30 protein-coding genes and 1 tRNA gene are annotated in these 26530 nt (G+C 49.9%); 19 read left to right on the forward strand and 12 right to left on the reverse strand.

Annotation, left to right across the window (positions count from 1 at the left end; genetic code table 11):
• Positions 1 to 37: 37 nt before the first annotated feature.
• The 3 genes from ACFSDB_RS04930 to ACFSDB_RS04940 form a co-directional block, all read right to left on the reverse strand.
• Complete coding sequence (locus tag ACFSDB_RS04930; protein ID WP_204892697.1) at positions 38 to 835, reverse strand: ClpXP adapter SpxH family protein; 798 nt, start codon at positions 833 to 835, stop codon at positions 38 to 40.
• Positions 832 to 1230 (reverse strand): globin domain-containing protein, encoded by a 399-nt coding sequence (locus ACFSDB_RS04935; RefSeq protein WP_204892696.1) that lies wholly within the window; start codon positions 1228 to 1230, stop codon positions 832 to 834. The genes ACFSDB_RS04930 and ACFSDB_RS04935 overlap by 4 nt, the downstream gene beginning before the upstream one ends.
• A gap of 92 nt (positions 1231 to 1322) precedes the next feature.
• The gene (locus ACFSDB_RS04940; RefSeq protein WP_204892695.1) at positions 1323 to 1925 is read right to left on the reverse strand and encodes a CYTH domain-containing protein; all 603 of its coding nucleotides are present in this window, start codon (positions 1923 to 1925) and stop codon (positions 1323 to 1325) included.
• Positions 1926 to 2039: 114 nt separating this feature from the next.
• Here ACFSDB_RS04940 and ACFSDB_RS04945 point away from each other — a divergent pair, with 114 nt between their 5' ends.
• The 4 genes from ACFSDB_RS04945 to ACFSDB_RS04960 are packed head-to-tail and all read left to right on the forward strand — an operon-like array spanning position 2040 to position 4824.
• Positions 2040 to 2429 carry a UPF0738 family protein gene (locus tag ACFSDB_RS04945; RefSeq protein WP_204892694.1) on the forward strand — a complete coding sequence of 130 codons (390 nt, stop codon included), beginning with the start codon at positions 2040 to 2042 and terminating at the stop codon, positions 2427 to 2429.
• Positions 2430 to 2450: 21 nt separating this feature from the next.
• Entirely contained in the window at positions 2451 to 3128 is a 678-nt protein-coding gene (gene yjbM / locus ACFSDB_RS04950; RefSeq protein ID WP_204892693.1) for a GTP diphosphokinase, read from the forward strand.
• Positions 3125 to 3925 (forward strand): NAD kinase, encoded by an 801-nt coding sequence (locus ACFSDB_RS04955; protein ID WP_204892692.1) that lies wholly within the window; start codon positions 3125 to 3127, stop codon positions 3923 to 3925. The genes yjbM and ACFSDB_RS04955 overlap by 4 nt, the downstream gene beginning before the upstream one ends.
• A 2-nt stretch (positions 3926 to 3927) precedes the next feature.
• Positions 3928 to 4824 (forward strand): RluA family pseudouridine synthase, encoded by an 897-nt coding sequence (locus ACFSDB_RS04960; protein ID WP_204892691.1) that lies wholly within the window; start codon positions 3928 to 3930, stop codon positions 4822 to 4824.
• On the opposite strand, the gene prpE is transcribed toward ACFSDB_RS04960, so the two are convergent.
• The gene (gene prpE / locus ACFSDB_RS04965) at positions 4809 to 5546 is read right to left on the reverse strand and encodes a bis(5'-nucleosyl)-tetraphosphatase PrpE (RefSeq protein WP_204892690.1); all 738 of its coding nucleotides are present in this window, start codon (positions 5544 to 5546) and stop codon (positions 4809 to 4811) included. The two genes, ACFSDB_RS04960 and prpE, sit on opposite strands and share 16 nt — an antisense overlap.
• Before the next feature lie 97 nt (positions 5547 to 5643).
• On the opposite strand from prpE, the gene mgtE reads away from it, so the two are divergent.
• Together mgtE and fabI are read left to right on the forward strand one after the other, a co-directional pair.
• On the forward strand, positions 5644 to 7014 hold the full coding sequence (mgtE, locus tag ACFSDB_RS04970; protein ID WP_204892689.1) for a magnesium transporter: 1371 nt from the start codon (positions 5644 to 5646) through the stop codon (positions 7012 to 7014).
• Positions 7015 to 7093: 79 nt separating this feature from the next.
• The gene (fabI, locus tag ACFSDB_RS04975; protein WP_204892688.1) at positions 7094 to 7864 is read left to right on the forward strand and encodes an enoyl-ACP reductase FabI; all 771 of its coding nucleotides are present in this window, start codon (positions 7094 to 7096) and stop codon (positions 7862 to 7864) included.
• A gap of 48 nt (positions 7865 to 7912) precedes the next feature.
• Here fabI and ACFSDB_RS04980 read toward each other — a convergent pair whose 3' ends face one another.
• The 3 genes from ACFSDB_RS04980 to ACFSDB_RS04990 form a co-directional block, all read right to left on the reverse strand.
• Positions 7913 to 8341: a GNAT family N-acetyltransferase gene (locus tag ACFSDB_RS04980; RefSeq protein ID WP_204892687.1), complete on the reverse strand. Its 429-nt coding sequence runs from the start codon at positions 8339 to 8341 to the stop codon at positions 7913 to 7915.
• A complete protein-coding gene (locus ACFSDB_RS04985) occupies positions 8342 to 8860 on the reverse strand; it encodes a YjcG family protein (protein WP_204892686.1) in 519 nt (172 codons plus the stop codon).
• Positions 8861 to 8937: 77 nt separating this feature from the next.
• Complete coding sequence (locus ACFSDB_RS04990; protein WP_204892685.1) at positions 8938 to 9660, reverse strand: alpha/beta hydrolase; 723 nt, start codon at positions 9658 to 9660, stop codon at positions 8938 to 8940.
• A 111-nt stretch (positions 9661 to 9771) separates the two neighbouring features.
• Between ACFSDB_RS04990 and ACFSDB_RS04995 the strand changes: the two genes are divergently transcribed.
• From ACFSDB_RS04995 to ACFSDB_RS05015, 5 genes are all read left to right on the forward strand, one after another.
• Positions 9772 to 10356 (forward strand): phosphatidylglycerophosphatase A family protein, encoded by a 585-nt coding sequence (locus ACFSDB_RS04995; protein ID WP_204892706.1) that lies wholly within the window; start codon positions 9772 to 9774, stop codon positions 10354 to 10356.
• A gap of 122 nt (positions 10357 to 10478) precedes the next feature.
• Entirely contained in the window at positions 10479 to 11459 is a 981-nt protein-coding gene (locus ACFSDB_RS05000) for a TAXI family TRAP transporter solute-binding subunit (RefSeq protein ID WP_204892684.1), read from the forward strand.
• A gap of 74 nt (positions 11460 to 11533) precedes the next feature.
• Entirely contained in the window at positions 11534 to 12058 is a 525-nt protein-coding gene (locus tag ACFSDB_RS05005; RefSeq protein ID WP_204892683.1) for a DUF1850 domain-containing protein, read from the forward strand.
• Positions 12048 to 14081, forward strand: coding sequence for a TRAP transporter permease (locus ACFSDB_RS05010; protein ID WP_204892682.1), 2034 nt, complete (start codon positions 12048 to 12050; stop codon positions 14079 to 14081). The genes ACFSDB_RS05005 and ACFSDB_RS05010 overlap by 11 nt, the downstream gene beginning before the upstream one ends.
• A 301-nt stretch (positions 14082 to 14382) precedes the next feature.
• Positions 14383 to 15078, forward strand: a complete 696-nt coding sequence (locus tag ACFSDB_RS05015) for a hypothetical protein (protein WP_204892681.1) — start codon at positions 14383 to 14385, stop codon at positions 15076 to 15078.
• A gap of 89 nt (positions 15079 to 15167) precedes the next feature.
• Here the strand turns inward: ACFSDB_RS05015 and ACFSDB_RS05020 are convergent.
• From ACFSDB_RS05020 to ACFSDB_RS05030, 3 genes are all read right to left on the reverse strand, one after another.
• A tRNA-Val gene (locus ACFSDB_RS05020) sits at positions 15168 to 15240 on the reverse strand.
• Positions 15241 to 15292: 52 nt separating this feature from the next.
• Positions 15293 to 15814 carry a 2'-5' RNA ligase family protein gene (locus tag ACFSDB_RS05025; protein WP_204892680.1) on the reverse strand — a complete coding sequence of 174 codons (522 nt, stop codon included), beginning with the start codon at positions 15812 to 15814 and terminating at the stop codon, positions 15293 to 15295.
• A gap of 15 nt (positions 15815 to 15829) precedes the next feature.
• Positions 15830 to 16537, reverse strand: a complete 708-nt coding sequence (locus ACFSDB_RS05030; RefSeq protein ID WP_204892679.1) for a thermonuclease family protein — start codon at positions 16535 to 16537, stop codon at positions 15830 to 15832.
• A gap of 98 nt (positions 16538 to 16635) precedes the next feature.
• Here ACFSDB_RS05030 and ACFSDB_RS05035 point away from each other — a divergent pair, with 98 nt between their 5' ends.
• A complete protein-coding gene (locus ACFSDB_RS05035) occupies positions 16636 to 17472 on the forward strand; it encodes a DNA-3-methyladenine glycosylase family protein (RefSeq protein ID WP_204892678.1) in 837 nt (278 codons plus the stop codon).
• Between the two features lie 95 nt (positions 17473 to 17567).
• Here the strand turns inward: ACFSDB_RS05035 and ACFSDB_RS05040 are convergent, their stop codons facing one another.
• Positions 17568 to 17711: a hypothetical protein gene (locus tag ACFSDB_RS05040; protein ID WP_204892677.1), complete on the reverse strand. Its 144-nt coding sequence runs from the start codon at positions 17709 to 17711 to the stop codon at positions 17568 to 17570.
• A gap of 123 nt (positions 17712 to 17834) precedes the next feature.
• Here ACFSDB_RS05040 and ACFSDB_RS05045 point away from each other — a divergent pair, with 123 nt between their 5' ends.
• The 6 genes from ACFSDB_RS05045 (at position 17835) to ACFSDB_RS05070 (ending at position 23762) form a co-directional block, all read left to right on the forward strand.
• Positions 17835 to 18758, forward strand: a complete 924-nt coding sequence (locus tag ACFSDB_RS05045) for a Gfo/Idh/MocA family protein (RefSeq protein WP_204892676.1) — start codon at positions 17835 to 17837, stop codon at positions 18756 to 18758.
• 59 nt (positions 18759 to 18817) lie between these two features.
• The gene (locus ACFSDB_RS05050) at positions 18818 to 20206 is read left to right on the forward strand and encodes an aldehyde dehydrogenase (protein ID WP_204892675.1); all 1389 of its coding nucleotides are present in this window, start codon (positions 18818 to 18820) and stop codon (positions 20204 to 20206) included.
• A 62-nt stretch (positions 20207 to 20268) separates the two neighbouring features.
• Positions 20269 to 20967: a response regulator transcription factor gene (locus ACFSDB_RS05055; protein WP_204892674.1), complete on the forward strand. Its 699-nt coding sequence runs from the start codon at positions 20269 to 20271 to the stop codon at positions 20965 to 20967.
• Entirely contained in the window at positions 20951 to 22321 is a 1371-nt protein-coding gene (locus ACFSDB_RS05060) for a sensor histidine kinase (RefSeq protein ID WP_204892673.1), read from the forward strand. Before ACFSDB_RS05055 ends, ACFSDB_RS05060 begins: the two co-directional genes overlap by 17 nt.
• Positions 22321 to 23028, forward strand: a complete 708-nt coding sequence (locus ACFSDB_RS05065; protein ID WP_204892672.1) for a PepSY domain-containing protein — start codon at positions 22321 to 22323, stop codon at positions 23026 to 23028. The genes ACFSDB_RS05060 and ACFSDB_RS05065 overlap by 1 nt, the downstream gene beginning before the upstream one ends.
• A 107-nt stretch (positions 23029 to 23135) precedes the next feature.
• Positions 23136 to 23762: a PepSY domain-containing protein gene (locus ACFSDB_RS05070; RefSeq protein WP_204892671.1), complete on the forward strand. Its 627-nt coding sequence runs from the start codon at positions 23136 to 23138 to the stop codon at positions 23760 to 23762.
• A gap of 26 nt (positions 23763 to 23788) precedes the next feature.
• Here the strand turns inward: ACFSDB_RS05070 and ACFSDB_RS05075 are convergent, their stop codons facing one another.
• Positions 23789 to 25369 carry an ATP-binding protein gene (locus ACFSDB_RS05075; protein ID WP_204892670.1) on the reverse strand — a complete coding sequence of 527 codons (1581 nt, stop codon included), beginning with the start codon at positions 25367 to 25369 and terminating at the stop codon, positions 23789 to 23791.
• Positions 25370 to 25470: 101 nt separating this feature from the next.
• Between ACFSDB_RS05075 and ACFSDB_RS05080 the strand changes: the two genes are divergently transcribed.
• Positions 25471 to 26526 (forward strand): M42 family metallopeptidase, encoded by a 1056-nt coding sequence (locus ACFSDB_RS05080; RefSeq protein WP_204892669.1) that lies wholly within the window; start codon positions 25471 to 25473, stop codon positions 26524 to 26526.
• The last annotated feature ends 4 nt before the right edge of the window (positions 26527 to 26530 follow it).

Here is a 26530-nt window from a genome sequence, read left to right on the forward strand (position 1 = left end):
ATTTACAGATAAAAAATAGCCTTCCGGAGCCGGAAGGCTATTTTAACGTCCATAACGTATATTCAGGCATCGTGATACGCTCCAATTTCTGTTGGAGCACCTGTTTTTTCAATTCTCGTTCTGCTGTCTGTTCGGAAATATTATATATCGAAGCAACTTCTTTCGTTGCCAACGTGGAATATTTTAAGAATAATTCATCTAACGCCGGGGGAGACTGGCGGTTCAAGTTTTCTTCGCCGAGCATCTCCTGCAAAATGGCCTGATAGACCTCGTACGAATAAAGGCCGGATACTTTGACTCCTTCGTCCTCGATGCATTCATTGAAAAAGACGATGCTCGGGACTTCGTCAATTTCCATTTCACGCGTGATATGCAAGTCACATTGGAAAGCTCTTGCCGTATGTACGGAATGGAAATCCTTTTTGAATTCTTCGGGGTCCAAATCGGCTTCCTCAGCTACCTGCAGGAGGAATGAATAGGAAGAGACATCCTTAGCCTGAATCATCAAGTATTCCTGCAATTTGTGCAGATAGCGGTTGCCAGCGCGTTTGCCTTGGAGTTCAGCCGCTTTTACCGCGACTGAAGCCAGTACAGGGTGTGACAGGTTATCGGTATCGATGTTCGGCGTCTGGTTCAATCCGTTCAAACTGAAGAGTTTGGTGCTAAGGACGAAACGAATAGAAAAATAATGGCCATATTCAATTTGCAGTTTGCGGATAATGGCTTGAAGCTCCCAGCATTGCGGGTTTAACGGGTCCAAAAAAACATATAATTCCATGGGCTTTAGAGTCCTTGCCGGATTGTCGATCTGTTGGAGCAGGTCTAAATCGTTCACTCTAATTCCTCCTCGCTATCTTGCTCATTCACCATATGATGAGCCGTCATAACAAGCCGTTGAAAAAAGACTTCCCGGAATTTCCCTTCCAGACCGATTTCATCCATCGCGTCGTGCATGCATTCGAGCCATGCCTGTGCACGTTCAGGAGTGATCGGGAACGGATGATGGCGTGCTTTCAGCCGCGGATGGCCGTGTTCTTCCGAATAGAGGTTGGGACCGCCTAAGTATTGGGTCATGAATTGCTTTTGTTTTCTCGCAGTTTCAGAAAGATCAGAAGGGAAAATAGGCTTCAGCTTTGGATGCTCGGCCACTCGTGCATAAAATGCATCAATCAGCAGCGACAAGCGTTCCGCACCAATTTCTTCGTACGGAATTATCGGTTTTCCAGTCATCATCGTATCTCCTTTGCTTTAGCTGTAAATTCATTCTAACAACGCACCGGCAATTTCTCAAACAAATCGATTGAGCGCAGGAGGCACAAGAGTCAATCAGCTTCCGTTTTCCGCGCTGCCTGTTCTTTTGCAGCTGCCATAAAGCGGGCGATTTTTTTGTCAGCCGGGCGCACGGGAATGGCATGGCTTTGCAGGAGAGACAGGAATCGGGCCTTGCCTGCCACGGCTTCCGCCACTTCAAATTCGACTTCGAAATCCTCCTTTTCGCCATACTCGGAATGATCGAGGACGAGCAATCCGCCTTCTATTTCCAGCTCGGTCCGGTGGGTGGTCAGTTTCCCGATCATATGCAGCTTGGCGGGATCCACTTGAAGACCTGCCAATGCCGCTTCGACTTCAGGGGAATGGAAAGACTTCCCGTCAATCATTTCCCAGGCCTGTATGGAAGGGAGACTGTCCGTGATTTCATAATTCCCTTCCGGAGCCGGCGTTTTTAGCGTACATTCGAAGGCCTCGCCTTTACGCCGGATGCGCAGTGCGCATTTTTTCTCTTTCAGCTGGAAATCAGGTGTATCGAAATAATAGTTCTGCTGTGTTTCGGCTTCTCCGGCTTTGCATCCGAAATGGGCCAGCAACCCTTCGTATTCGCTTTGAGTCAACATGTTCTTGAATTCGATCTCAAGTTCCTTTGTCATGGAAAACACCTCTCTGTTCTTTCTATTATTGAATAGTTTCCGGCAAACTGCAACGAATGGCAGAGCTGTGTTAAAATGTCACTATAGAAAAATAGCAAGAAAGGGAGACTCTCAGTGCGCAAATTAGTGGAAGTCCAAAAAGCGATTGTTCAAGAAAACGAAATTTTATTTGCCATCGAGGCTCAGGAGCCAGCTGAAGCGATTGAAGCGGCAGGGCAGATGATTGCCGATTCAGACGGAGGTGCCTTCATCTATCTGCTTGATACTGGCACCGACTATATTTATGCCCAGTTCAAACAACCGGTTTGGGAGGCCCTCGGAGCAGCTATGCAGCGTGAAGGGGTCCCGCTGCTGCAATGGGGAGAGCAGATCATGCCGCTTGCATCGTTCCACGAGGAATTTTGGATGCTTCTGGAGAATATAGAAGACAACGATAATTACGGCGTACCGTTCCGGACGGCCGTAGAAGAAGCATTCCGTGAGGTTTTCGACTCGCGGGCGTAAAGAACTTGGGGAGGGCATAGCATGGGTCAGTGGGATCGGTTTTTAGCGCCGTATAAACAAGCTGTAGATGAGCTGAAGATAAAATTCAAAGGTATGCGCCAGCAATTCGAAACGGATAACACCAATTCGCCGATCGAATTTGTCACGGGGCGGGTAAAGCCGTTGGCGAGCATCTATGACAAGACATTGGAAAAGGGTATCCCTTTTGAGCCTTCCGATGACCTTGCGCACCAACTCCAGGATATCGCCGGCCTCCGGATGATGTGCCAATTCGTCGGGGATATAAAGACGGTTGTGGAGTTGCTGCGCCAGCGCAATGATTTGCGGATTGTCGAAGAAAAAGATTACATTTCCCACGAAAAACAAAGCGGTTACCGGTCGTACCATGTCATTGTGGAATATCCGGTCCAGACGATCAAAGGCGAGAAGCTGATTCTGGCCGAAATCCAAATCCGGACGTTAGCAATGAATTTCTGGGCATCCATTGAGCATTCATTGAATTATAAATACAAAGGGGTGTTCCCGGAGGAAATCAAGATCCGATTGCAGCGGGCAGCGGAAGCGGCTTTCCAGCTTGATGAGGAAATGTCGCAGATCCGGGATGAAATCCAGGAAGCACAAGCTTATTTTACGGAATTCAAGGACTCCACAAGCAAGCATTATCCGACAGAACCGGAAGGGGGCAAACCAAAGCCATGAAATTTTATATCCAATCAAGAAGCGATGATTTGTCAAACGAATTGATGGCGACCGCACGCGGGTACTTGCAGGAATTTGGCATGGAATGGAACGAGGAATCACCGGATGTCGTGTTGTCGATCGGAGGGGACGGGACACTGCTCCATGCATTCCATAAATACCGGGACCAATTGGCAAGCGTTGCATTCGTCGGGATACACACAGGGCACCTCGGTTTTTATGCAGACTGGAAGCCGATTGAAATCGAAAAGCTGGTCCTGTCGATTGCGAAGAAGGAATACGAAGTGATCGAATATCCGTTGGTCGAGGTGAGCATCCATTATCAAAACAAGGAAACTCCTGCCGTTTACTTGGCTTTGAACGAATCGACGGTGAAATCGCCGGATGTCACCCTCGTAATGGATGTCTTTTTAAATGAAAGCCATTTTGAGCGGTTCCGCGGCGATGGCCTTTGCATGTCGACGCCTTCCGGCAGCACTGCCTATAACAAAGCACTCGGCGGCGCCATAATCCATCCGTCACTTGAGTCGATGCAGCTTACGGAGATGGCTTCGATCAATAATCGGGTTTTCCGGACAGTTGGTTCTCCGCTTGTCCTGCCGGCGCATCACCGCTGTGCTTTGCGTCCGGTGAAAGCACCGGATTTCATGGTCACAGTCGACCATTTGCAATTGCTCCATAAAGATGTAAAATCAATCGAATACCGGGTAGCGGACCAGAAAGTCCGGTTTGCGCGGTTCCGGGCATTCCCGTTCTGGAAACGGGTCCATGATTCATTTATCGATAGCGAGGTTTAAAAGTGAAATCATTAAAGCCATTTCAATTAACTTATACAGCCCATGAGTCAGTTATCCTCCGCGAAGCGCTTAATGGCTGGGGGATTTCCAAAAGAACCTTGGCTTCCGTCAAATATGGCGGAGGAACGATTTTGGTGAACGGGGAAGAAGTAACGGTCCGGCATGTCCTGGGAATAGGCGATGCCGTGACCGTTATTTTTCCGATTGAAGAATTGGGTGCGGGACTTCAGGCGGAAGCAGGGCCGCTTGATATCGTCTATGAGGACGAAGCGCTGCTGATCGTCGATAAGCCGGCTTTGCAAAACACCATCCCGTCAAGGGAGCATCCGGAAGGAAGCTTGGCGAATCTCGTGGCCGGCCATTTTGCGGCAAACAAAATTCCTGCCACTCTCCATATCGCTACACGGCTCGACCGGGATACTTCCGGCCTTGTGTGCATTGCAAAAAACCGCCACATCCACCATATGCTGTCGATGCAGCAAAAGGACAAGCGGATGAAGCGGCAGTATGAAGCTTTTGCCCACGGCATCTTCGAGTCGCAGCGGTTCACGATCACCGAACCGATCGGCCGCAAAGGAACAAGCATCATTGAGCGGGAAGTCCGTTGCGACGGGCAGTTCGCCGAGACGGAAGTGGAAGTGCTGCATCAATTTCCAGAATTCAGCCATGTGAAGCTTCAGCTCAACACCGGCCGGACCCATCAGATCCGGGTCCATCTTGCCCATATCGGCCATCCGCTTCTCGGAGATGACCTATACGGCGGCAAACGGGATATTTTAGCGCGCCAAGCGCTTCATTGCCGGATTCTTGAACTCGTGCATCCCGTTTCGGGGAACCCATTGCGTTTTGAAGCTCCGCTGAAAGCGGACATGGCTTCCCTTGTCTATGTGAACCGGTGAAACCGGTCCGGTTGGTAAGGCTGCCGTGAAGGGACGGAAACCAGCGTCTTTTCAGGGAAGCGGTAAGCCGTCAAAGCACCGCCGAAAACACAGCCGGTATCGATGTTTGCCGTTCGGTTGATCAGGTAAGGTTCTTCGGTTGGTGTATGCCCGTAAACGATCCAGGGAAAGCCGTTGTAAGATTTTGCCCAATCGCGCCGGACGGGGCGGCCATCAGCATGGAACTTGCCGTTGGTATCGCCATACAGCACGAAGCTCGCAATTCCATTGGACGGCGGCCTACCCAACATGTCTTCACGGATGCCAGCATGGGCGACAACAAGGTCCAATGAAAGTTTCTGATACAGCGGCAGCCGGCTGTAGAATTCGATGTAGCGCGCACGAAAATGGCGCTGTTCAGTTTTTGGCAAGGCACGCCATTCTTCCAATGTTGTTTCGAGCCCATTGTTAACATGGACCGGATTTCCTTTGAAGAAGCGGTAAAGCTTGTTGCAGTGATTGCCTGGGGAGTAGTTGAGCAGTTCCGCATCCTGCATCCGAAACAACAGCCGAAGCACTTCCAGCGAATAAGGGCCGCGGTCCATGGCATCCCCGACAAAGGACATCTGCCTTCCTTCAGGGTGGCGGTAAATCCCTTGGCTTTCTTCATAGCCGAGCAATGCGATCAACTCCAAAAGTTCTTCATAGCAACCGTGGATATCGCCGATAATATCAAATTTCATGTTAATTTCACCCCGCAAATCTTGATTATCTTTATTCATAGTGTAACGTAAAGAATGTACCAGCAATAGCAATCTGCAAGGAAAGGAGAGAGTGCTCATGATGGAAGAAAAAATACAGCACGAACAGGAATTGAATGAGGAGCTGCTGAATGATCTGCTCCAAACTGGAGACGTTGAAAGTTTCCGGGAAGAATTTCTTTCGCACCACCCGTATGACCAGGCGACATTCTATGAAAAAGCGGAGCTTGAAATCCGCCAGCTGATGTACCAGTACCTCTCTCCTAAAGAGATGGCAGACATCTACGAAGCTATCGAGCTCGATGATGATGAATACGAAGACCTCTTTAAGGAAATGAACGCGCATTACGCGGCGGATCTGCTTTCTGCCATGTACACGGATGACGCGGTCGATGTGCTGAATAAATTGAACAAAGAACAAGTCGCTACTTACTTGACCATCATGGACAAGGAATCTGCACGGCAGATCAAGGACTTGCTGCATTACGAAGAGTATACGGCAGGATCTATCATGACAACCGAGTTTGTTTCGATCCCTATGAATTCCACAGTCCGCTCGGCCATGAATATTCTTCGGAACGCAGCACCGAATGCTGAAACCATCTATTATGTCTTCGTCGTCGATGAAGATCTCCGGCTGTCCGGCATCGTGACGCTGCGGGATCTCATCATTTCCGATGAAGATACCCTGATCAGTTCAATTATGAATGAACGGGTCGTCAGCGTTTCGGTTGGGGAGGACCAGGAGGAGGTTGCGCGGATGATCAAGGATTATGACTTCCTGGCGATGCCGGTTGTCGATTTCCAGAATCACTTGCTCGGGATTATCACCGTCGATGATATCATTGATGTTCTCGATGAAGAGGCTTCTGATGATTACTCCAAACTGGCAGCTGTCTCCGACATGGATACATTTGACCGCGGGCCATTGACGGCGGCGAAAAAACGTTTGCCGTGGCTGATCTTACTGACATTCCTCGGGATGCTGACAGCGAATTTGATGGGCATGTTCGAAGCGACGCTTGACCAGGTTGCGCTGCTTGCCGTGTTTATCCCGCTAATTGCCGGGATGGCCGGGAACAGCGGAACCCAAGCGCTTGCGGTTGCGGTGCGCGGGATTGCAACAGGCGACATTGAAGAAGAAAGCAAAGTGAAACTGCTCTTCCGGGAAGCCGGGACCGGCCTGATCACCGGCCTGGTCTGCGGCGTCGTGGTTGTCGGCCTTGTGTATTTCTGGAAGGGTGAATTGCTGATCGGACTATTGGTAGGAACTGCTGTAGCAGGTTCGATTTTCGTTGCGACATTAGCGGGTTCATTTATTCCGTTATTGATCCACCGGCTGAAAATTGACCCGGCAGTTGCCTCAGGCCCATTCATCACCACCTTGAATGACATCATCTCGATTTTGATCTACTTGGGACTTGCGACGACATTCCTCGGCAGCCTTTAGAAAAGTGCAAATTGCACTTTTCTTTTTTATGAGGTATTATTAGTACCAGGTTATAATAATAGGTGCAGGGGGAATTTAAATGTCGATTTCATTAGCAGGAAAAACGTACGTCATCATGGGCGTTGCCAATAAACGAAGCATCGCTTGGGGGATTGCCCGGTCGCTTGACCAATCGGGAGCCCGGTTGATCTTTACATATGCAGGAGAGCGCTTTGAAAAATCGGTTCGCGACCTTGTCGCAACACTTGACGGTAATCACGAACTGATTTTGCCGTGTGACGTGACAGATGACCAAAGTGTCGAACAATGTTTCGCTGCGATCAAAGAGCAGGCGGGCAGCATCGACGGACTCGCACATTGCATTGCGTTCGCGAAAACGGAAGAACTCGCAGGGAATTTCTCAGACACTTCACGCGAAGGGTTCTTGCTTGCGCAAAATATCAGCTCGTATTCATTGACAATCATCGCGAAGCACGCGAAACCGTTGATGTCAGAAGGCGGCAGCATCGTGGCGCTGACCTATATCGGTGGCGAACGCGTCATGCCGAACTACAACGTCATGGGTGTCGCAAAAGCTTCACTGGAAATGTCTGTCCGTTATCTGGCAGCTGACCTTGGAAGAGCTGGAATCCGCGTCAATGCAATTTCTTCAGGCCCGATCCGCACGCTGTCATCAAAAGGCGTCAGCGATTTCAATTCAATCCTGCACGAAATCGAAGAGAAAGCACCGCTTCATCGCAACACGACGCCGGAAGAAGTGGGCGATACAGCCGCCTTCCTGTTAAGCGACATGTCTCGCGGCATTACAGGCGAAACCATCCACGTCGACAGCGGCTACCATATTCTATAGGCAAAACAAAAGCAGTTCCGCAAAAAATGCGGAACTGCTTTTTTTTATTTATAGAGTTTTGGTCATTGCGCGATGCGGAATGCCAGCGTCCATGAATTCCGGGGAACTCACTTCATAGCCGAGCTTTTCATAAAAAGGGATTGCATAAGATTGCGAATTCAGTTTCAATGTGAAAAATCCGGCCGAACGGGCGTATTCTTCCATTTCGTTCATCATCAACACACCGGCATGCTGGCCGCGGAAGTCCGGCAAGACGCAGACGCGCTCAATTTTTCCGATGCCGGACTCGATTTCGCGGATCCGCGCAGCGGCGATGGGCTGCTCAAGGTCATAGCCAATAAAGTGGACAGCTGAATCATCGTATTCATCCATTTCGACATGAAGCGGTACGCCTTGCTCGTCTACAAAAACTTTTCTTCTGACATCAAAAGCATGCTCTTTTTCAATAGGGGTCTCGACGATTTTGACTTTCTGCAATTACTCTTCATCTCCAGTTAAACGGAATGTGTCATACACAGTCCAAGATCCGTCTTCCAATTGATACAAGATGTGGAATCGGTCAATCGTTTCTTCGTGGTCGACGCCGACCATCTTCAATTGTCCGAAAATATCAGCGTGTTCCGAGTCGGACATTTTTTGAGCGATCGTAATATGGGGCACATAGGAAAACTTCGGAGGGCCGCCGAAAAAGTCGGAATGGAGGTCCTCGTGGATAGCTATGATTTCAGGATTCGGATCCACTTTGAAATACAGTGTATTCGTCAAAGGCGCAAAAGTGCTCACCCGTGTCGTATGCAGTGTGAAGGGCTTGTGCCGCTTGGCAATTTCCGCGATTTCCGTGATTATTCCCTTGATCTCCGATTCATCTGCTTCAAATGCATCTTTCAACGTCATATGAGGCGTGATCAGTTCATAATGCGGATCGTACCGTTTGCGATACGAGTTCGCCAAGTCCTGCAATTTTTTGGATGGAAATACAACAACACCATATTTCATATAAATAGCCTCCTTGTCAGTAGTAACTGGTTCTGTTTTATTATATCAAAAAAGAATCGGTAATTGAAAACCCTGGATTAAACTCCGAAGTTTTGAAGCAGCGCCCGGCGCAAATCCGGCTGCCAATAGGTCCAGGTGTGGTCTCCATCAAATTCTTCATAGAAGATGGGAAACCCTTTATTTTTCATGGATTTATTTAATTGGCGGTTCGGTTCGACAAAGTCCTCGGTGCCGCCGTTGGACAATTTCACGGCTGTTTCCTCTTTGCCGATTACATGATAGACGGTGAACGGATGCGCGGAGCTGAAATTATCCACAGCATCCAAAAGCTCTTTGCCGACTTTAGGGGACTGGAGGATCACCCGGCCGAAAATATTCGGATATTTCAATGCGGCATCGAGGGAAACCGTTGCAGCAAGTGAATCGCCGATCAGCGTCCGCCCCATGCCGACTTGGTAGGTCGGGTAGTTCTCGTCCAGGTACGGCACAAGCTCATGCGCCAAGAAGCGCAGATAAGCCGAATGCTTTTCGCCGGTCGGTTCGTATTTGCTGTTGCGGTCTTTTACATTCTTATACGGCACTCCGACGATGATAAGGTTTTCAATCTGGTTGTCCGCGAGGAGTTCATCCGCAACGCGCGGGATGCGCCCCAACTGAAAATAGTCTTTGCCGTCCGATGCAATCAATAAGGTGTATTTATATAAAGGGGAAAAATTTGCCGGCAAATACACCAGCAATTGCATTTCCTCCTGCAGCGCATTGCTGTAAAGCTTGATATCCTGTACAGTTCCTCTTTCCATCTTTCTGCCTCCTCGTGCTTTCTGTACGAAAATTGTAACATATCCCGGCCGGGAGGTATAATGGAGGAGCAAGCCAACGAAATAGCGAAAGGGGATTTTTCTATGGTTTCTATGGACGGAGGAAATTCACGCATTCATTCAGAAGAGGTTACAAAAGCTGCGCATAATGCACTTGAGCGCAGAGGGGTCACAGTGAAAGACATCGCTGAAATTGTGCTGGAAATGCAATTGCCGTTCAATGAAGGCTTGACGGTGGCGCATTGCATCGAGTCGGTTGAAAGTGTGCTCCAGAAGCGCGAAATGCAGCACGCGCTGCTAGTGGGCATTGAATTAGACGAGTTATCGGAACAAGGAAAATTGTCTCGGCCGCTTCAGCAGATCGTTGAATCGGATGAAGGCCTGTTTGGCGTCGACGAAATGATCGGGCTGGGAGCGGTGCTTACATACGGCAGCATCGCAGTGACCACTTTCGGGCATCTCGACAAGAACAAAGGGGGCATCATTCACCGCCTGAATTCGCATGTGGGCGAAGAAGTGCACACATTCCTGGATGATCTGGTGGCGAGCATTGCAGCTTGTGCCTCAGCGCGCATTGCGCACCGGACGCGCGACCTTGAAGAGAAAGGCATGACATTCGAAGACATCAAGCCGGAAGAGACTGCGCCGGAAGTGTATGTGGAAGGCGCTGACACTTAAGGACCGGGTTTTCTAGGAGAATAGGAGTTGACCAATTGCTAAAATCTTATGGCAATTGGATAGAAAGTAATGCTATGATTAAATTGGCACCATCTAATCAAACAAAAAGGGGAGGTCAAATTATGCAGAAAAAGAAATTTGGATTGTTCGCGGCACTAACTTTGGCAGGATCGGTATTTCTTGCTGGATGCGGCGGCGGAGAAGAAACGGCTACTGAAGGGGAATCGGGCGGTTCAGAAAATCCTGAATTTCTGAGCATCCTGACAGGCGGCACAACCGGTACTTATTATCCGCTCGGCGGAGCGATGGCAACGATCATCGAAAACGAGACAGGCATCGATACAACGGCCGAATCTTCCCAGGCATCTGCTGCGAATATGACAGCGCTTGCTGACGGAGGAGCACAGATCGCATTTGTACAAACCGATACAGCATTCTATGCTGCAGAAGGTTCGAACATGTTTGAAGGGGAAAAAATCGATACGGTATCGGCAATCGGCGCACTTTATCCTGAAACAATCCAGTTGGTCACAACTGAAGGTTCAGGAATCAAGACGTTCGACGACTTAGCCGGCAAGAGCATTTCAGTCGGGGCACCAGGATCTGGTACGTATATCAATGCGGAACAGCTTCTTGAAATCCACGGCATGACAATGGATGACATCGAAGCGCAGAACTTGGACTTCGGCGAATCACAGGAAAGCTTGCAGGCAGGACAGATCGATGCAGCGTTCATCACAGCGGGTACGCCTACTGGAGCTGTTGAAAGCTTGAGCGCGACGGCTGATGTGGTCATCGTTCCTGTGGCAGAAGACAAAGCTGCTGAATTGATCGAGAAATATCCATACTACGCGAACGACACAGTGCCATCAGGGACATACGGCTTGACTGAAGACGTGCCGACGGTTTCGGTATTGGCGATGCTGGTTGTTCAAAATGACCTGTCTGAAGAGTTGGTCTATGATATTACAAAAGCGATCTATGAAAACACGGATCAGATCCAACACGCCAAAGCTGAATTCATCAAGTCTGAAACAGCTCTTGACGGCATCGGGATCGATATCCACCCGGGTGCACAAAAGTATTTTGACGAAGTAAACTAAAAGAAGCGTTGGAATAATAGACGATAAAGCGCAAGCTTTATCGTCGTTATTTATTTCTATGGAGGACACCTACGATGCATTCAAAGACAGCGAAGCGTTCTCTTCTTTTATTGATTGCCCTCATTCTCATTCTCTTCGCATTTGTTTTTGCACCGATTCAAAAAACGTTTGTTTTTATCGACAATGACAATGATGAAATTGCGGCGTACTTAAGAATGGAAAGCCCGTTTTTCCAGATCAAATATACCCATTCCATCCATCTTTCCGACGTTCTGGAAAGCTACAAGGCCCTGCCGGACGGCACGCTGAAACTGTTGGAACTGCAGTACGAAGATTTTAATATCGGGATGCCTTCCAATGCAGGAGAAGGGGAGACGTTTGTCGAAAAAGACGGGAAATACTTTATCAAAAACATGGATAGGGAACTTGCTGATTTCCGCTTGTTTGTCGGAGATGTGGATGCGGGATTGTCACTGATTTCTGCCGGAAGCGAATTCGACTTGAAGAAAACGCTTGAACGGGGGAAATCTTATACGTTCCGGGTTCAGCGGCTGTCCCTTTTTCAGCAACTAGAAGGAGTGAATCTTAATGAGCAATAAATTGCCGCCAGATGAAAGAGAAGAAATGAAGCTGCCGCCGGAAGACGACAGCTTTATCTCCGAAGAAAAGCAGAAAGAGATTCTGCAAAAATACGATCCGGAATCCAATACACGTGATTTGGGTGGCATTGTCAAACACATCGTTTTCTTCGGATTGCTGGCTTTTTCGCTGTTCCAATTGTATACGGCGATTTTTGGCCAGTATACGGCCTACATCCAGCGTTCCATCCACTTAGGGTTCGCTTTGTCATTGATCTTCCTGTTGTTCCCTGCCATGAAGCGAAAAGGGGACCGGCGAAAAGTCCCGTTCTACGATTTTATATTGGCGCTGCTCTCGGTCGGGGTCGGGTTGTATTGGCCGATTGCCTACAATGACCTGGTATTCCGCTTAGGACGGGTCACAGAAATGGACCTTATTGTCGGAATACTTGCCGTCGTCCTCGTGCTTGAAGCGACGCGACGGGCAGTCGGCCTGCCGATTACGATCATTTCATCCGTATTCCTGGCGTATATGTTCTTCGGCCCTTATTTTCCTGGATTCCTCCGGCATCGGGGGCAAGACCTGGAATCGGTCATCCAGCTGATGTTCTATACAACAGACGGGATTTTAGGGACGCCAATCAGCGTTTCCGCGACGTTCATCTTCGTCTTCCTGCTGTTTGGTGCGTTCCTGGTGAAAACCGGGGTCGGCCAATACTTCAATGATTTGGCCGTATCGCTTGCCGGACACCTGATTGGCGGACCGGCCAAAGTAGCCATCTTCTCAAGTGCCCTGCAAGGGACGATTTCCGGGAGTTCGGTGGCAAACGTCGTGACGTCTGGATCTTATACGATCCCGATGATGAAAAAGCTGGGCTATAAAAAGGAATTTGCCGGCGGGGTAGAAGCAGCAGCTTCCACCGGCGGGCAATTGATGCCGCCAATCATGGGGGCTGCCGCCTTCCTGATGGTAGAATTCATCGGGGGCGTAACGTATTGGGAAATTGCCAAAGCAGCGGCAATCCCGGCACTTCTCTACTTTACCGGCGTTTGGATCATGACGCATTTCGAGGCAAAACGCATCGGCCTGAAAGGGCTCTCGAAGGAAGAACTTCCTGACCGCAAAGAAGTCTTGAAGAAAATCTACTTGCTGCTTCCGATTGTCGCCATCATCGTCTTCCTGTTGGTCGGGATTCCGACTATGCACGCAGCATTGTACGGAATCGTCCTGACGGTTCTTGTCAGCTCATTCAACAAAGAAACACGGATGAATTTCAAAGACATGATCCATGCGTTGGTGGACGGCGCCAGAACGGCATTGGCTGTAGCAGCGGCAACCGCTGCAGCAGGGATCATCGTCGGAGTGGTGGTCAAAACCGGACTCGGCTTAAGTTTGGCGAACGGCCTGGTATCCGCTTCCGGCGGGAATATCCTCTTGACGCTGTTCTTCACCATGCTCGCAGCCATCGTGCTCGGCATGGGTTCGCCGACAACCGCCAACTACGTCATCACGTCGACTATTGCAGCGCCGGCAATCATCACATTGCTTATGATCGATGAACCGCTTGGAGCAGCAGTACCGCTCGTGGTTGCCTTGTCTGCACACTTGTTCGTATTCTATTTCGGCATCATCGCCGATATCACACCGCCAGTGGCGCTTGCCGCATTTGCAGCTTCCGGGATTTCCGGCGGAGAGCCGATCAAAACCGGTTTTATCGCAGCGAAGCTGGCAGCAGCAGCGTTCATCATACCGTATATGTTCGTCTTGTCGCCGTCTCTCTTGATGATCGATACAACAATGCCGGAACTGATCTGGGTGCTGATTACGGCGCTTAGCGGCATGGTAGTCATCGGAGCGGGGCTGATCGGATTCTGGTACCGCAAACTGAATTGGATCGAGCGGATTCTGGCCCTGGCAACAGGTCTTGCGCTTATCTATCCAGAAGGCCTTTCCGATACAATCGGAGCCATCGCATTCATCATCTTGTTTGCGATCCAGTGGATGGCACGCGATAAGAAAGAGCCGAAAACTTCAGAAGCATAACCAAAAGCCCTGACCGGCTGCAAATTGCAGCCGGTCAGGGCTTTTCCTATTTCTTTTCAAGCAAAATGAAAGAATGGGATTGGTGGAGCGGCATTCAAATTGGAAGGGCGGGGAGGGCCACAATACACCATGGCACCCTGTGATCCTTAAAATCAGGATAATTGGAAATGGATTTTTAGGAGGAGAAGCCAGACGGCTGATGCATTTGCAGGATTGGTGCAGCGCTTTGAAGAATCTAATAAGGCAAGCTTTATAAAATTTAGGGGATGCTTCAGCAAAACGGTTTCAGGAAGGGGGACATATGAAATTTACGAATAAATTCATTATTGGCTGGTGGATCATGCTTCTAGTTGGATTCGGAATCATCCTTATCGCCAGATTCGATCACTTCACTTCAAACACTTTGATCTTGTTCGATTACATCATCCTGATTTTATTGTTCATCCTGGTTTTCCTGCCCCTTTATTCGGAAATGAGCATGTTCGGTTTTTCGCTCAAGCGGGAAATCGAGTCAGTAGAAGAAAGTGTCAATGACCTTAAGTCTTTGGTAATCAGCAATACCAACAGCAATGTCGTCTACTTCAACGCAGATCCACAACTGACGGAGGAGCAAAGAGCGCAGCTCAAGAGAAGCTTAGAGGTACCAGACGGGAACCGTTTTGAATCGGCGGCCCAACCCGAAGAAAGTGCAATCCAAGAGTTTATCTTGGCTGAAAAAACGGTCGTAAATTTCTTTGCCGTCCGATATTTGCTGGAAAAGGAAATCCGGCGGATCGCGGTAGACTATATAAGTGACCCCAATCAGATACCGGTCCAAAAGCTAGTGCGAAGTTTGGGGCAACAAGGTGTATTCGAACCGAATATGCAAAATGCCATCCTCGAAGTTTGGTCAATAACATCAGGCGCGATGCATGGGGAAGAGTTAGGCAAGGCGGACGAAAACTTTGTTGAATCCATCGGAATGCCATTGCTTGAAAGATTGAAGAAGATCTCATAACGATAAAAAACAGCAATAAAAAAAGAGGTCCGAAAGCATATGCTTTCGGACTTCTTGTACTTCTGAACCCAACGTTCATGAAGATTTTATGATTCCTACTGGGCTCGAACCAGCGACCTCTACCCTGTCAAGGTAGCGCTCTCCCAGCTGAGCTAAGGAATCTCAATTACCAGGACAAATATAATTATATCGCGCCTACGGCAAAAGTCAACACTTATTCTGCTAAAAATATACTCCAATCGGTTGCTGTTTTTCCATTGACGATCGACCAGCATTCCAAGGCAATCGCTTTCCCGGCAAATGGTTCGAATTCCATCGACAGCCGGGCAAACATCGGCCCCCAGAAAGGTGCGGCAATGTTATTTACAATGGTGCCATGGGGAACCCAGCTGCCAGGCTGGTAATAAGCTTGCTGCCCGAAGAAATCGCGTGTAGCCAGATTGATTGTCTGATGGAGGACGGACAGTGCAGGGGTTACAGTAGGCGAAGCGTAGAACGTTCCTTTTTGTTTGAAAAAACCGAGTGAGCCGAACGTCAACGGAATCGCTTTGGCTCCTTCCGCCAATTGGGCGACGGCCGCTTTTAAGTCCAGCGGGTTGGCTCCTTCGAAAGACTGAAGCGAAATATGGGGCGGCAAAGCTTTTACTGTCTGAAGAGCAGCCATCTGCCCTTGCTGCTGCAGGTATTCGATTTGATTGGACGCTCGGTAATCGAGCCTCAATACGAGTAATTGCATGGGTTTCTCCTTTCCTCAATTGCCAGTGCTCCGGAAGCCGGCTTCGCGGGCTTCCTGCTCGGAACAGAACCATTGCTCCGGGTTGGTATTGTCGTATGAGCCTTCGCCCGGCATGTGGTAGATCTTATCGCCGCTCCGGTTTATATTTCCTTTGATCCGGCAGTCGCCGGCTTCTGGCTGTTGGCTGGTATTGCCATATGCATCTTCATTAAAACCGCGTTCGGTTGGATAACTGCTGTACTCCCAAATGCCGATTCCGGCTTCTTTGGCAATCTGCTCCGCTTCCTCGAACTCATCGACGTAGCGGGTATTCGGAGGGAACACATAGGCGACACGGGCATAACCCGATTCGAGCAGCTGTTCCTGTACGCTTTCGCCGTCGACATAAATATAAGCGAGCATCCGGCCGTAATCATCAAACCGGCCGCCGACATCAAACTCAATGGTGACATCGCCGGACTCAATGATCCGCTTGTTTTCAGCGGTCGCTTCCGGCCCAAGAGGCTGTTCGCCAAGCCGGGGATGGTTGGTTTCCGGTGTGTCGATCAACAGATAACGGACCGTTTCTTCTTTCCCGTCGTACTCGATTTTGATGGTATCGCCGTCAATGACAGAAACCACTTCGACCGGAACCTGGTCCTGTGTGCCGCCTGTACCGGTCGGATCGAAGGCGCTGCAGCCTGCTAAAAGCATCGAAGCAACCAAACCGATAATCTTTTTCATGAACATCCCTGCTTTCGTTAGTTCTATTATATTTGGTCGGTGCAGCCCTTGCAAACCGGATCCGATTGGGCTACGGTGGAGGAAAAGGAGGGAGCGCCATGCAGATTACATTGCCTTTCCATTATGATTTTGACAGGGTGCTTGAGCGGTTGTCGCTGGATCCGCTGCATGCGGTATCGCTTTCCGATAAAAGCATCCGAGTGCCGATGGCTTCAGGGAACGTCGTAGTAGTGAAGGCGGCAGGAAGTTCCAGACGGCCGGTTTTCGAACTGGAAAACTTGGAAGAAGGGCAGTTGGACAGGATCAAGGACATTTTCCATTTCGGCTCTTCTTTGGATGCGGTCAACGCGCATTTCGCCAATACGAACCTGTCGGCACTGTTCAGCGAACACCAAGGCACTCCGATCGTCCGGGAATTTTCGCTTTATGGATCCCTGATGAAAAGCATTATCCACCAGCAATTGAACTTGTCGTTCGCCCACACGCTGACAAGCCGGTTTGTCCGGACATTCGGCCATGAAAACGACGGCGTTTGGTTTTATCCGGCACCGGAAACCATCGCCAGGCTCCGGCCGGAGGATTTACGGGAGATGCAGTTCAGTACGCGGAAAGCCGAGTACGTTATCGGCTTGTCGGAAGCGATCGCATCGGGGAAGCTCGATCTTGACAGAATGGAATCAAAAGCCGATGAGGAGGTCGCGGCAGAACTGGTATCCTACCGGGGAGTCGGCCCATGGACTGCCCAGAGTTTTTTGCTGTTCGGCCTGGGCCGGCCGAATCTGTTTCCGATTGCGGATATCGGCCTGCAAAATGCATTGAAGATCCAGTGGCAGCTGCAGGAAAAGCCGAAAGCTGAAGAAATCATGCGGCATCTGCCGGATTGGTCGCCGTATTTGTCATATGCCGCGCTCTACCTATGGCGCAGCATTGAATAAAAAATTCCACAACAAAACGCCTTTCCTATGGTCGGATGACTGGAAAGGCGTTTTTATGTACTTCTGCGTCGGGTTGCGGCATTATAGGCGTTCAATTAGGCGTGAGTCTCCATTTCAGCAGGTGCAGATCCGTAATAAAGGAACGATTCCTGTTCCAGGTCTTCCATTCGTTCTTTGTTCAATCCAACTTCCAGTTCACCGGAAAAAATAGGTTCCCACCAATTCGCTTCTTTTTGCATTGTAATTCCTCCTCAAATTTTGCTGTTCTAATTGTTTGACTATTCTATACCCCGAAAGGTTACACTAATAAACAGAGAAACCAAAAATAAGCCTTTGGGCCTTTCAGAAAAGAGGAATGCTTTGTGATATCGATTGGCATTATCGGAGCCGGCATCGTCGGGGAACGGATCATCAACCAAATCCAGCAAGAAGGAAAAGCCGTCATCAAAGCGGTTTATGATGAACAGCCGGAGCGCCTGGAATTCCTGGCGTCGGAGTATGGGGTGCCCGTGGCAAGGTCGCTTGATGAAGTGCTGCACGCAGGCATTGACTGGCTTTATATCGGCACGCCGCCCGCTTTCCACGCGGAAGTCGCAAATCTGGCTGCGAGCGCCGGCATCCATATCCTCAGTGAAAAGCCTTTGGCGCATGATGCGGCAGACGGGGAGAAGATGGTGGTGGCTGCACAAGAAAACCGCATCCAGACGGCGATGCATTTTCCGCTGATGTACAAGCCGGCAGTCCACGAAATGGCGAAACGCATTCGGAGCGGGGATATCGGCGATGTGGTCCGCGTCGAACTGCAGACGCATTTTCCGGACTGGCCGCGGTTATGGCAGCAGAACCCGTGGATCGCTTCGAGAAGCCAAGGGGGCTTTGTGCGTGAAGTCTTTCCGCATTACCTTCAGCTGATCCACCGCATTTTCGGGGACCTGGATATCCATTCCCATCTCGTTTCTTATCCCGAGCAAGCAGACTTATGTGAAACAGGCATCATCGCCCATGGCCGGACAGCCGGCAGAATTCCTTTCCTGCTTGCTGGCATCAGCGGCACCGGGCAGAAAGAATTGCTTCAGTTCAAGGTCTACGGTAAAGAAGGGGTGCTGACGCTGGAGAATTGGTCAGACCTATATATAGAACGGAAATACCAGGAACGCCAGCTCTTGGACGGCTTTGCGGAAGTGCCTTCGCTGTTTGCCGCGATGCAGCAGCAATCGACTTTCCTGGTGCCGTTTGAAGAAGGCCTGGTGGTGCAGCGTTATATCGACCTTCTCTTGCAAGAATGATTTTTTTCCGTGCAGCAGGGTAAAGTACTTAGAAGCAATTGAAAACAGGAGGTCATTAGATGAATTTTACAGCGGTTGATGTTGAACGGATGATTGAAGAGCAAAAGGAGTTTTATTATACCGGCGCTACGAAGCCGGCTGCTTTTCGGAAAGCGCAGCTTGCGCACCTGAAAAAGGCGATCCAGGCGAATGACGAGATCATTGTCGATGCATTGAAAAAGGATTTGGGCAAAAGCGAGTTTGAGGCCTATGCGACTGAAATCGGTTTTGTGCTTGACAGCATTAATTATATGAGTGAAAACCTGGAGGAATGGATGGAGCCGGAACCGGCCAAGACACCGATTCACCTGCAGCCGGCCAAAAGCTTCATCATGCGGGAGCCTTACGGATCGGTCTTAATCATCGGGCCTTTCAATTATCCGTTCCAGCTGATCATGGAACCGCTCATCGGCGCGATCATCGGCGGAAATTGCGCCATCGTCAAGCCTTCCGAAACGACGCCGAATGTGGCAGCAGCCATCCGCAAGGTCTTGGAAGATGTGTTCCCGCCTTACTATGTCCGCGTCGTTGAAGGAGAGCGGGAAGAAGTGACAGCGCTGATCCACGCGCCGTTCGATTATATTTTCTTCACCGGGAGCGTCAACGTCGGGAAAGTCATCATGAAGGCAGCGGCTGAGCGGCTGACGCCGATTACACTGGAACTGGGCGGCAAGAGCCCGGCCATCGTCGACCAGACAGCCAATATCGACCTGGCGGCCAAGCGCATTGCCTGGGGCAAGCTGATGAACAAAGGCCAGACATGCGTGGCCCCCGACTATGTCTGCGTACACGAATCGGTCAAGACAGAGTTCATGAACAAATTGATCAAGAACATCCGTAGTTTCTACGGAAAAGATGCACAAGCGAGCCCGGATTACGGCCGCATTGTCAGCGTCCAGCATTTCGACCGCCTGGCTGCCATCGTCAAGCAGGAAGAAGCGAACATGGTTTCCGGCGGATATATGGACCGGGAAGATCTTTACATCGAACCGGTGGTTTTGGATAACATCGATTTCAACAGCCCGTCGATGGAGGACGAATTGTTCGGCCCGATCCTGCCGGTCATCACCTATAGCGACCTGCCTGCTTTGGTCCGTAAAATCCGGACGTTGCCGAAGCCGCTGGCAGCCTATATGTTTTCAGAGAACGACCGGGCGATTGAGTTTTTCCTAGACGAATTGCCATTCGGCGGCGGCTGCATCAATGATACTGTTTCGCATGTTGGCAGTGCGCATCTGCCTTTCGGGGGCATCGGGACTTCCGGAGTGAATTCTTATCACGGGAAATATAGTTTTGAAACGTTCACCCATACGAAATCCATTCTGAAAAAGTCGACAAAACTATCGACGAATATTTTATTCCCGCCTTACAAGAAGAAAGTGCGATTTGTCAGAAGACTATTGAAATAAGCGGCCTGCGGGTCGCTTTTTTCTTTTTTCTCCTGCTATGATGAGTAAAAGGAGTGGTGGCAATGGCTGAACGAATTCTGATTGTCGAAGATGAAAAAAGCATTGCGCGCGTTCTCGAACTGGAGCTGTCCTTCGAAGGATACGAGACCGGAATGGCATATACGGGGTCGGAAGGGCTGATCCAGTTCCGCGAGCAGGAGTGGGATCTCATCCTTCTCGATTTGATGCTTCCTGAAATCCATGGGCTTGATGTATTAAAGCGCATCCGTTCGGCTGACGCGGCCATACCGGTCATTTTGCTGACAGCCAAAAGCGATGTCAAAGACAAAGTGGCCGGGCTGGATCTGGGTGCGAATGACTACATAACCAAGCCGTTTGAAATCGAGGAGCTGCTGGCGCGGATCCGGGCGAACCTCCGCCTGGCAAAAGGGAGCGCAAATCCGGCCGTCCATAGTTTTGCGGAGCTCAAGCTCAATGAAAGCACCCGGGAAGTGAGCAGGGGCAAACGCCCGGTAGAACTGACCCCGCGCGAGTTCGACTTGCTGCTGTATCTGCTCCAGCATCCCAACCAGGTGCTCAGCCGGGAACAGGTGCTCAATGCGGTCTGGGGCTACGATTATTACGGAGACACAAACGTCATCGATGTTTACATCCGCTATTTGCGGAAAAAAATCGACGCCGGCGAACCTGCCACCTACATCCAGACCGTTCGCGGAGTCGGCTATGTCCTGAAGGAGCATCGCAATGAAGCTGAAAAATAAAATCCATCTTTGGTCAACGTTGTTGATGCTGGTCATCCTTTTGCTTTTGGCCATCGTCATCTATTTCGCTTTCAGCCGGCTTGCCTACGACACGGAAATCAGCCAGCTGCAGGCAGAACTGGATGCGGTGGCCCAAGCGGTAAGCGATAATCCGGCCGACGATCCCCGGGCCGTAGTGCGAGGATATGTCCCGGCGAATGGTTTGGCACGTGTTTCAGGTGAAGCGGGCCAGCTGATTCCAGAAATCCGGGACCCGGACGTGGCAGCGGATTTTCCGACCGAATTGCCGGATCGTGCAGGAACGGTAGTTGCCGGGGAAACCCGCTACGCATATGCTTCCATGCCGGTCATCTGGTCGGGGGGCGAGGTGGCAGAACTGACAATCGCCCAATCGATGGAAGAAGTGACCGGCAACTTGCGGACACTCCGATTTGTGCTGGTTGCCGCCATCCTGATCGCCATGATTCCCATTGTGGTATCCAGTGCGGTTCTTGGCCGGTTGGTCACCCGGCCCATTGCCGATTTGACCCGGACAATGACGCATATCCAGAAAAGCGGACAGTATGAAAAACTGTCGATGGAAGATGTGGCCAATGACGAAATCGGGCAGATGGGCCGGACATTCAATGAAATGATGGCATTGCTTGAAGAGAATTACCGGAAGCAGGAGGAATTTGTTTCAAATGCTTCCCATGAATTGAAAACACCGTTGACGGTTATTGGCAGTTATGCGAAATTACTGGAGCGCCGCGGGATGCAGGATGAAAAGATTGCACAGGAAGGGCTTTCGGCAATCAGGGCGGAAACGGACCGGATGAATAAATTGATCGAACAGCTGCTCCACATCGCCCGAAGAAGCGAAACGCAGCTCGAATTGTCTGAAGTGAATCTTGAGCAAATGCTGCAAGGGACAGTGGAAGTCATGAAAACCTCCTTCAATCGGAATTTTGTGCTGATCAGCCAAGAACCTGGCCTGGTTGTAACGACTGACCTGGCGAAACTGAAACAGCTGCTTTATATTCTTCTGGACAATGCGCGAAAATACAGTTCGGACCGGATAGAGGTCAAGCTGAAGATGGAAGGCGCACCAACCATCAAAATCCAGGACTACGGCATTGGCATCCCGAAAGAAGCCTTACCGTATGTGTTCGACCGCTTTTACCGCGTAGACAAGGCGCGGAGCAGGGAGTCCGGTGGCTTCGGCCTCGGATTGTCGCTGGCCAAACAGCTGGCCGACTCAATCGGTGTGGTTCTGGGCATCGAAAGCATCGAAGGAATGGGGACGACTGTTTCCATCACTTTCTCATCAGATTTTAATGTCCGTGACCTACAATGGAATCAGGAGGGATCGTGATGAAAAAATGGATGCTCATGGCGATTGCCACAGTTTTGCTTGGAGCGGTGGCTGCGGCATATCTATTATACCCGCGGCCCGCCAATGAAGCGGTCGATGCACAGCAAGCCGAAGAGGCGGTGACTTCTGTCTACGGCGGACAAATCGAGAAGACCATCCTTGATGGGCAGCATTTCAAAGTGGAATTTGTGCGAGAAGACGGCAGATACATCGCAACGGTCAACCGCGGCAATGGTGACGTGGAGAAAGTGGAAGCACTGGGAGGAGCGGCTCCTGAAGAACCGGAGCTGCTGACGGAAGAACAGGCAGGCGCAATCGCTGCTGAAGAAACCGGAGGCACCGTGGAAGAAATCCGCTACTTGAAGGATCAGGAGGAGTATGAAGTCCGCTTAGCCGGAGAAACTGGGGAAAAGATTGTGATTCTGTCTTCGGTGTCGGGTGAAATCCGGAAAATCACCCCTGTTGCTGATACAGTTGAGCCGGAACCAGAACCAGCTCCGGAACCGGATCCGGTTTTGACAGAAGCCCAAGCAATTGAAATTGCCAAGCAGACACTGGACGGGGAAGTCCAGGAAGTCACTTTCACGGAAGACAGCGACGGCGGCTCTTATCTAGTGGAAATCGAAAATGATCAATTGGACAAGGAAGTGACCGTTCAGATTCATGCAGTGCGGGGAGAGACGCTGACAGTCGAATGGGATGATTGAAATAAGAAGATTTTCATGGGATTCTCATCATTTTCTAATAATGCCTTAACCCTCTTCTCAGAAGCGGAGGCTAAAGTAAAGGTATAACATAGAAGGAGGAGAACAACATGAAAAAATACATTTATATTCCGGTAGTTGCAGGAGCTTTAGCGTTCGGAGGAATTGTCTGGGCAAACGGCGACGATGGATCGCAAAAAGCTGGCACGGGAGGGCAGCAGCCTGTAGCACCCGCGGCCAACAGCGAGGAAATGCTTTCTTTTGACGAAGCGACGGCAAAAGCCTTGGCGATTGCAAACGGCACCATCACAGACGTTGAACTGGACCGGGACAGCCGGACTCCGCATTACGAAATCGACATTGACCACGAAGGCTATGAATACGATGTGAAAATCGATGCTTACTCTGGAAAAGTGCTCGAACAAAAACGCGAAAAAGAAGACCGTGATGACCGACGCGACGATGACTGGGCAGATAGCCCGGCAGCTTCAGAAAATCTGATTTCCTCGGAACAAGCGGTAAAAGCAGCCCAAGCCGTAGCTGAAGGTACAGTGGAAAAAGTGGAATTGGAACGCGAGGACGGCACCGTCTATTACGAAGTTAAAATCGGAGACGGCCGCACAGAACATGAAGTCTACGTGAATGCCGCGGATGGAACGATTCTGAAACAGGAACAGGACCACGAAGACGATGATGATGACAACGATGATGATGATGATGACCGCGACGACGATTGAAAAAAAGGAGCCCATGGGCTCCTTTTTCATTTTAGCGGCAACGTAACCGTAGCAGCAGTGCCGCGGCCTTCTTCGCTTTCAATTGTTAAAGTGCCGCCGTGCTCTTGGATGATTTTTTGTGAAATCAGCAGGCCGAGCCCGGTACCAGTCGCTTTTGTGGTATAGAAGGGTTCAAAAATAAAAGGGGCGGATTCGTCTGGAATGCCGTTGCCGTTGTCTTTGATAGATAAAGAAACAGAACGGCCGCTGGAACTTCTAATCGCCATGCGGATGCGGCCTTGCCGGCCAATCCCTTCAAGCGCTTCGACAGCGTTTTTCATCAGATTGATCACGACTTGCTTAAGATGATGTTCTTCTCCGACGACTACAAAATCGTCCCGCTCAATATGGGAGGTGAAGAGGATGTTATCCAGGTTCAATTGAGGACCGAAAAGCAGTGCAATATCGTCAACCATCTTCTTAAAGCCGATTTCCTTGCGTTCGGTCGCTTGCGGTTTCGCCAGCATCAGAAATTCACTGATGATCAAATCGATGCGTGCGATTTCCGAACGGATCAATCCGATGTATTCTTTTTGCGGATGTACTGCATCATTTTCCATCATCTGGACAAACCCTGAAATGACCGTCATGGGATTGCGGATCTCATGGGCAACGCCGGCAGCGATTTCGCCTGTCAATTTCAATTTTTCGCTTTGGAGGATCAATTTCTCCGCTTCTTTCCGGTAGGAGATGTCACGGGAAATAACAGAGGTCGCCAAAACATTTCCGGAAGGACCAATAATGGGGGATAATGTGATCTGGGCGTCAAAACGGGAACCGTCTTTTTTCAGATCTTCGGTTTCGAGCAGTGAATAGCTCTTTCCGGCTTGCACTTCCTTTGTCCTGATGGCGGCTTCATCGAGGCGCTCCGGCGGAACCAGAGGCAAAGACTTTCCGATGCTCTCCGGCAGCGACCAGCCATAAAGTTCTTCAAAAGCAGGGTTGATTGCAATGATTTTATTGTCGGAATCAAAAACAGCGATGGCGTCTTTTGCGGTTTGGAAAAACAGATGCAGATAGCCTTCCTTGGAACTTAACGCACGTTCCATGGAATTGTTTTTTTCTTCGGCTTCCAACATAACGCGCCGAAAGAAAATTGAATGGACAATGGATAAATTGAGGGCAAAGAACATGAAAATGAAAAGCTGTGCGTTCACATAGCTCATCGGAGCGCGTTCGGAAAAACCGCCAAACAGAAAAGCCAGCATTGCTATTTCGACTGCCGTAATGATGCCAAGTGCGATAGCAGGCATGGTATCATAATACATGGCAGATACGATCAGCGGAAAAACGAAAAAGACAATATTGACCGGCGCCAGGGTTTCAATATTCAAGATGAATACGGAAATGTTCATCATGCCGAGGATGGCTGCCTGCATGATTAGAACTGGAGTATTACGCATTTGCAGAAACGCCAAAAGGGCATATGCCGGTATGCTGAAAGCAAGGGCATAGACAGGCAGCACATGGCCGGCCAATAAATAGATAAGAACCAGCAAGAAAATGGCTGTGCCGAAAAGGTGAAGAAACAGTCCGTTCCTGTTCCGTTTGATTGTGGAGCTTTCCATATTACACCTCGATTGGTCGATATGATTTAATATTACTATATAATTTCCTGTGCGAACATGGTGTATTTTGATATGATTAATGGACTAAGGAGGCGTTTAGAATGTCATTTGAATGGAATAAAGAAGAAGCGCTCGATTTATTGAAAGAGTTGGCGGAGATTCCTAGCCCTTCTGGATATACGATGGAGATCATGAAAACCATTAAAAAACATTTGGACAATTGGAACGTCGAGTTTAAAACCACCAAAAAAGGGGCAGTCATCGCGACCATCCCGGGAAAAGACACAAGCCGGCACCGTCTGTTGACTGCTCATGTCGATACGCTCGGAGCCATGGTCAAAGAGGTCAAATCTTCCGGCCGCCTGAAATTGTCGCTAGTCGGCGGGTTCAAATTCAACGCCATCGAAGGCGAGAATTGTTTGATACATAAAGCGGACGGCACTACCGCAACCGGCACCATCCTGATGCATCAGACCACGGTCCATGTTTATAAAGACGCGGGAACTGCTGACCGGGACGAAAACAATATGGAAGTGCGCTTGGATGAAAAAGTTTTCTCTGCGGATGAAGTACGCGCGTTAGGCATCGAGGTGGGGGATTTTGTATCGTTCTCACCACGCTACGAAGCGACCGCTTCCGGCTTCATCAAATCCCGCCATCTGGATGATAAAGCCAGTACGGCGCTGCTCTTGCAGTTGGCAAAGAACTTGAGCGAAACCGGCGAGAAACTGCCGCACACCACGCATTTCTATATTTCCAACAACGAGGAAATCGGCTATGGCGGCAATTCGAACATTCCTGACGAGACGGTGGAATATATTGCGGTGGATATGGGGGCGATCGGGGACGGCCAGTCTTCGGATGAATACACGGTGTCCATCTGCGCCAAAGATTCCAGCGGGCCTTACCATTACGGATTGACCCGCCACCTGATCGCACTCGCGAATAAAAACAGCATCGATTATAAGGTAGACATTTATCCGTATTACGGTTCGGATGCTTCAGCGGCCATCAGCGCCGGCCACGATGTCAAACATGCTTTATTCGGGCCGGGCATCGAAGCATCCCACTCGTATGAGCGGACCCATACTGATTCATTGAAGGCAGCGGCAGCATTGCTCCATGCATATGTCCTGTCTCCGCTAGTTACAGAGTAGGAGG

The sequence above is a fragment of the Planococcus chinensis genome (assembly GCF_042681545.1).
GTDB classification, from domain to species: Bacteria; Bacillota; Bacilli; order Bacillales_A; family Planococcaceae; genus Planococcus; species Planococcus chinensis.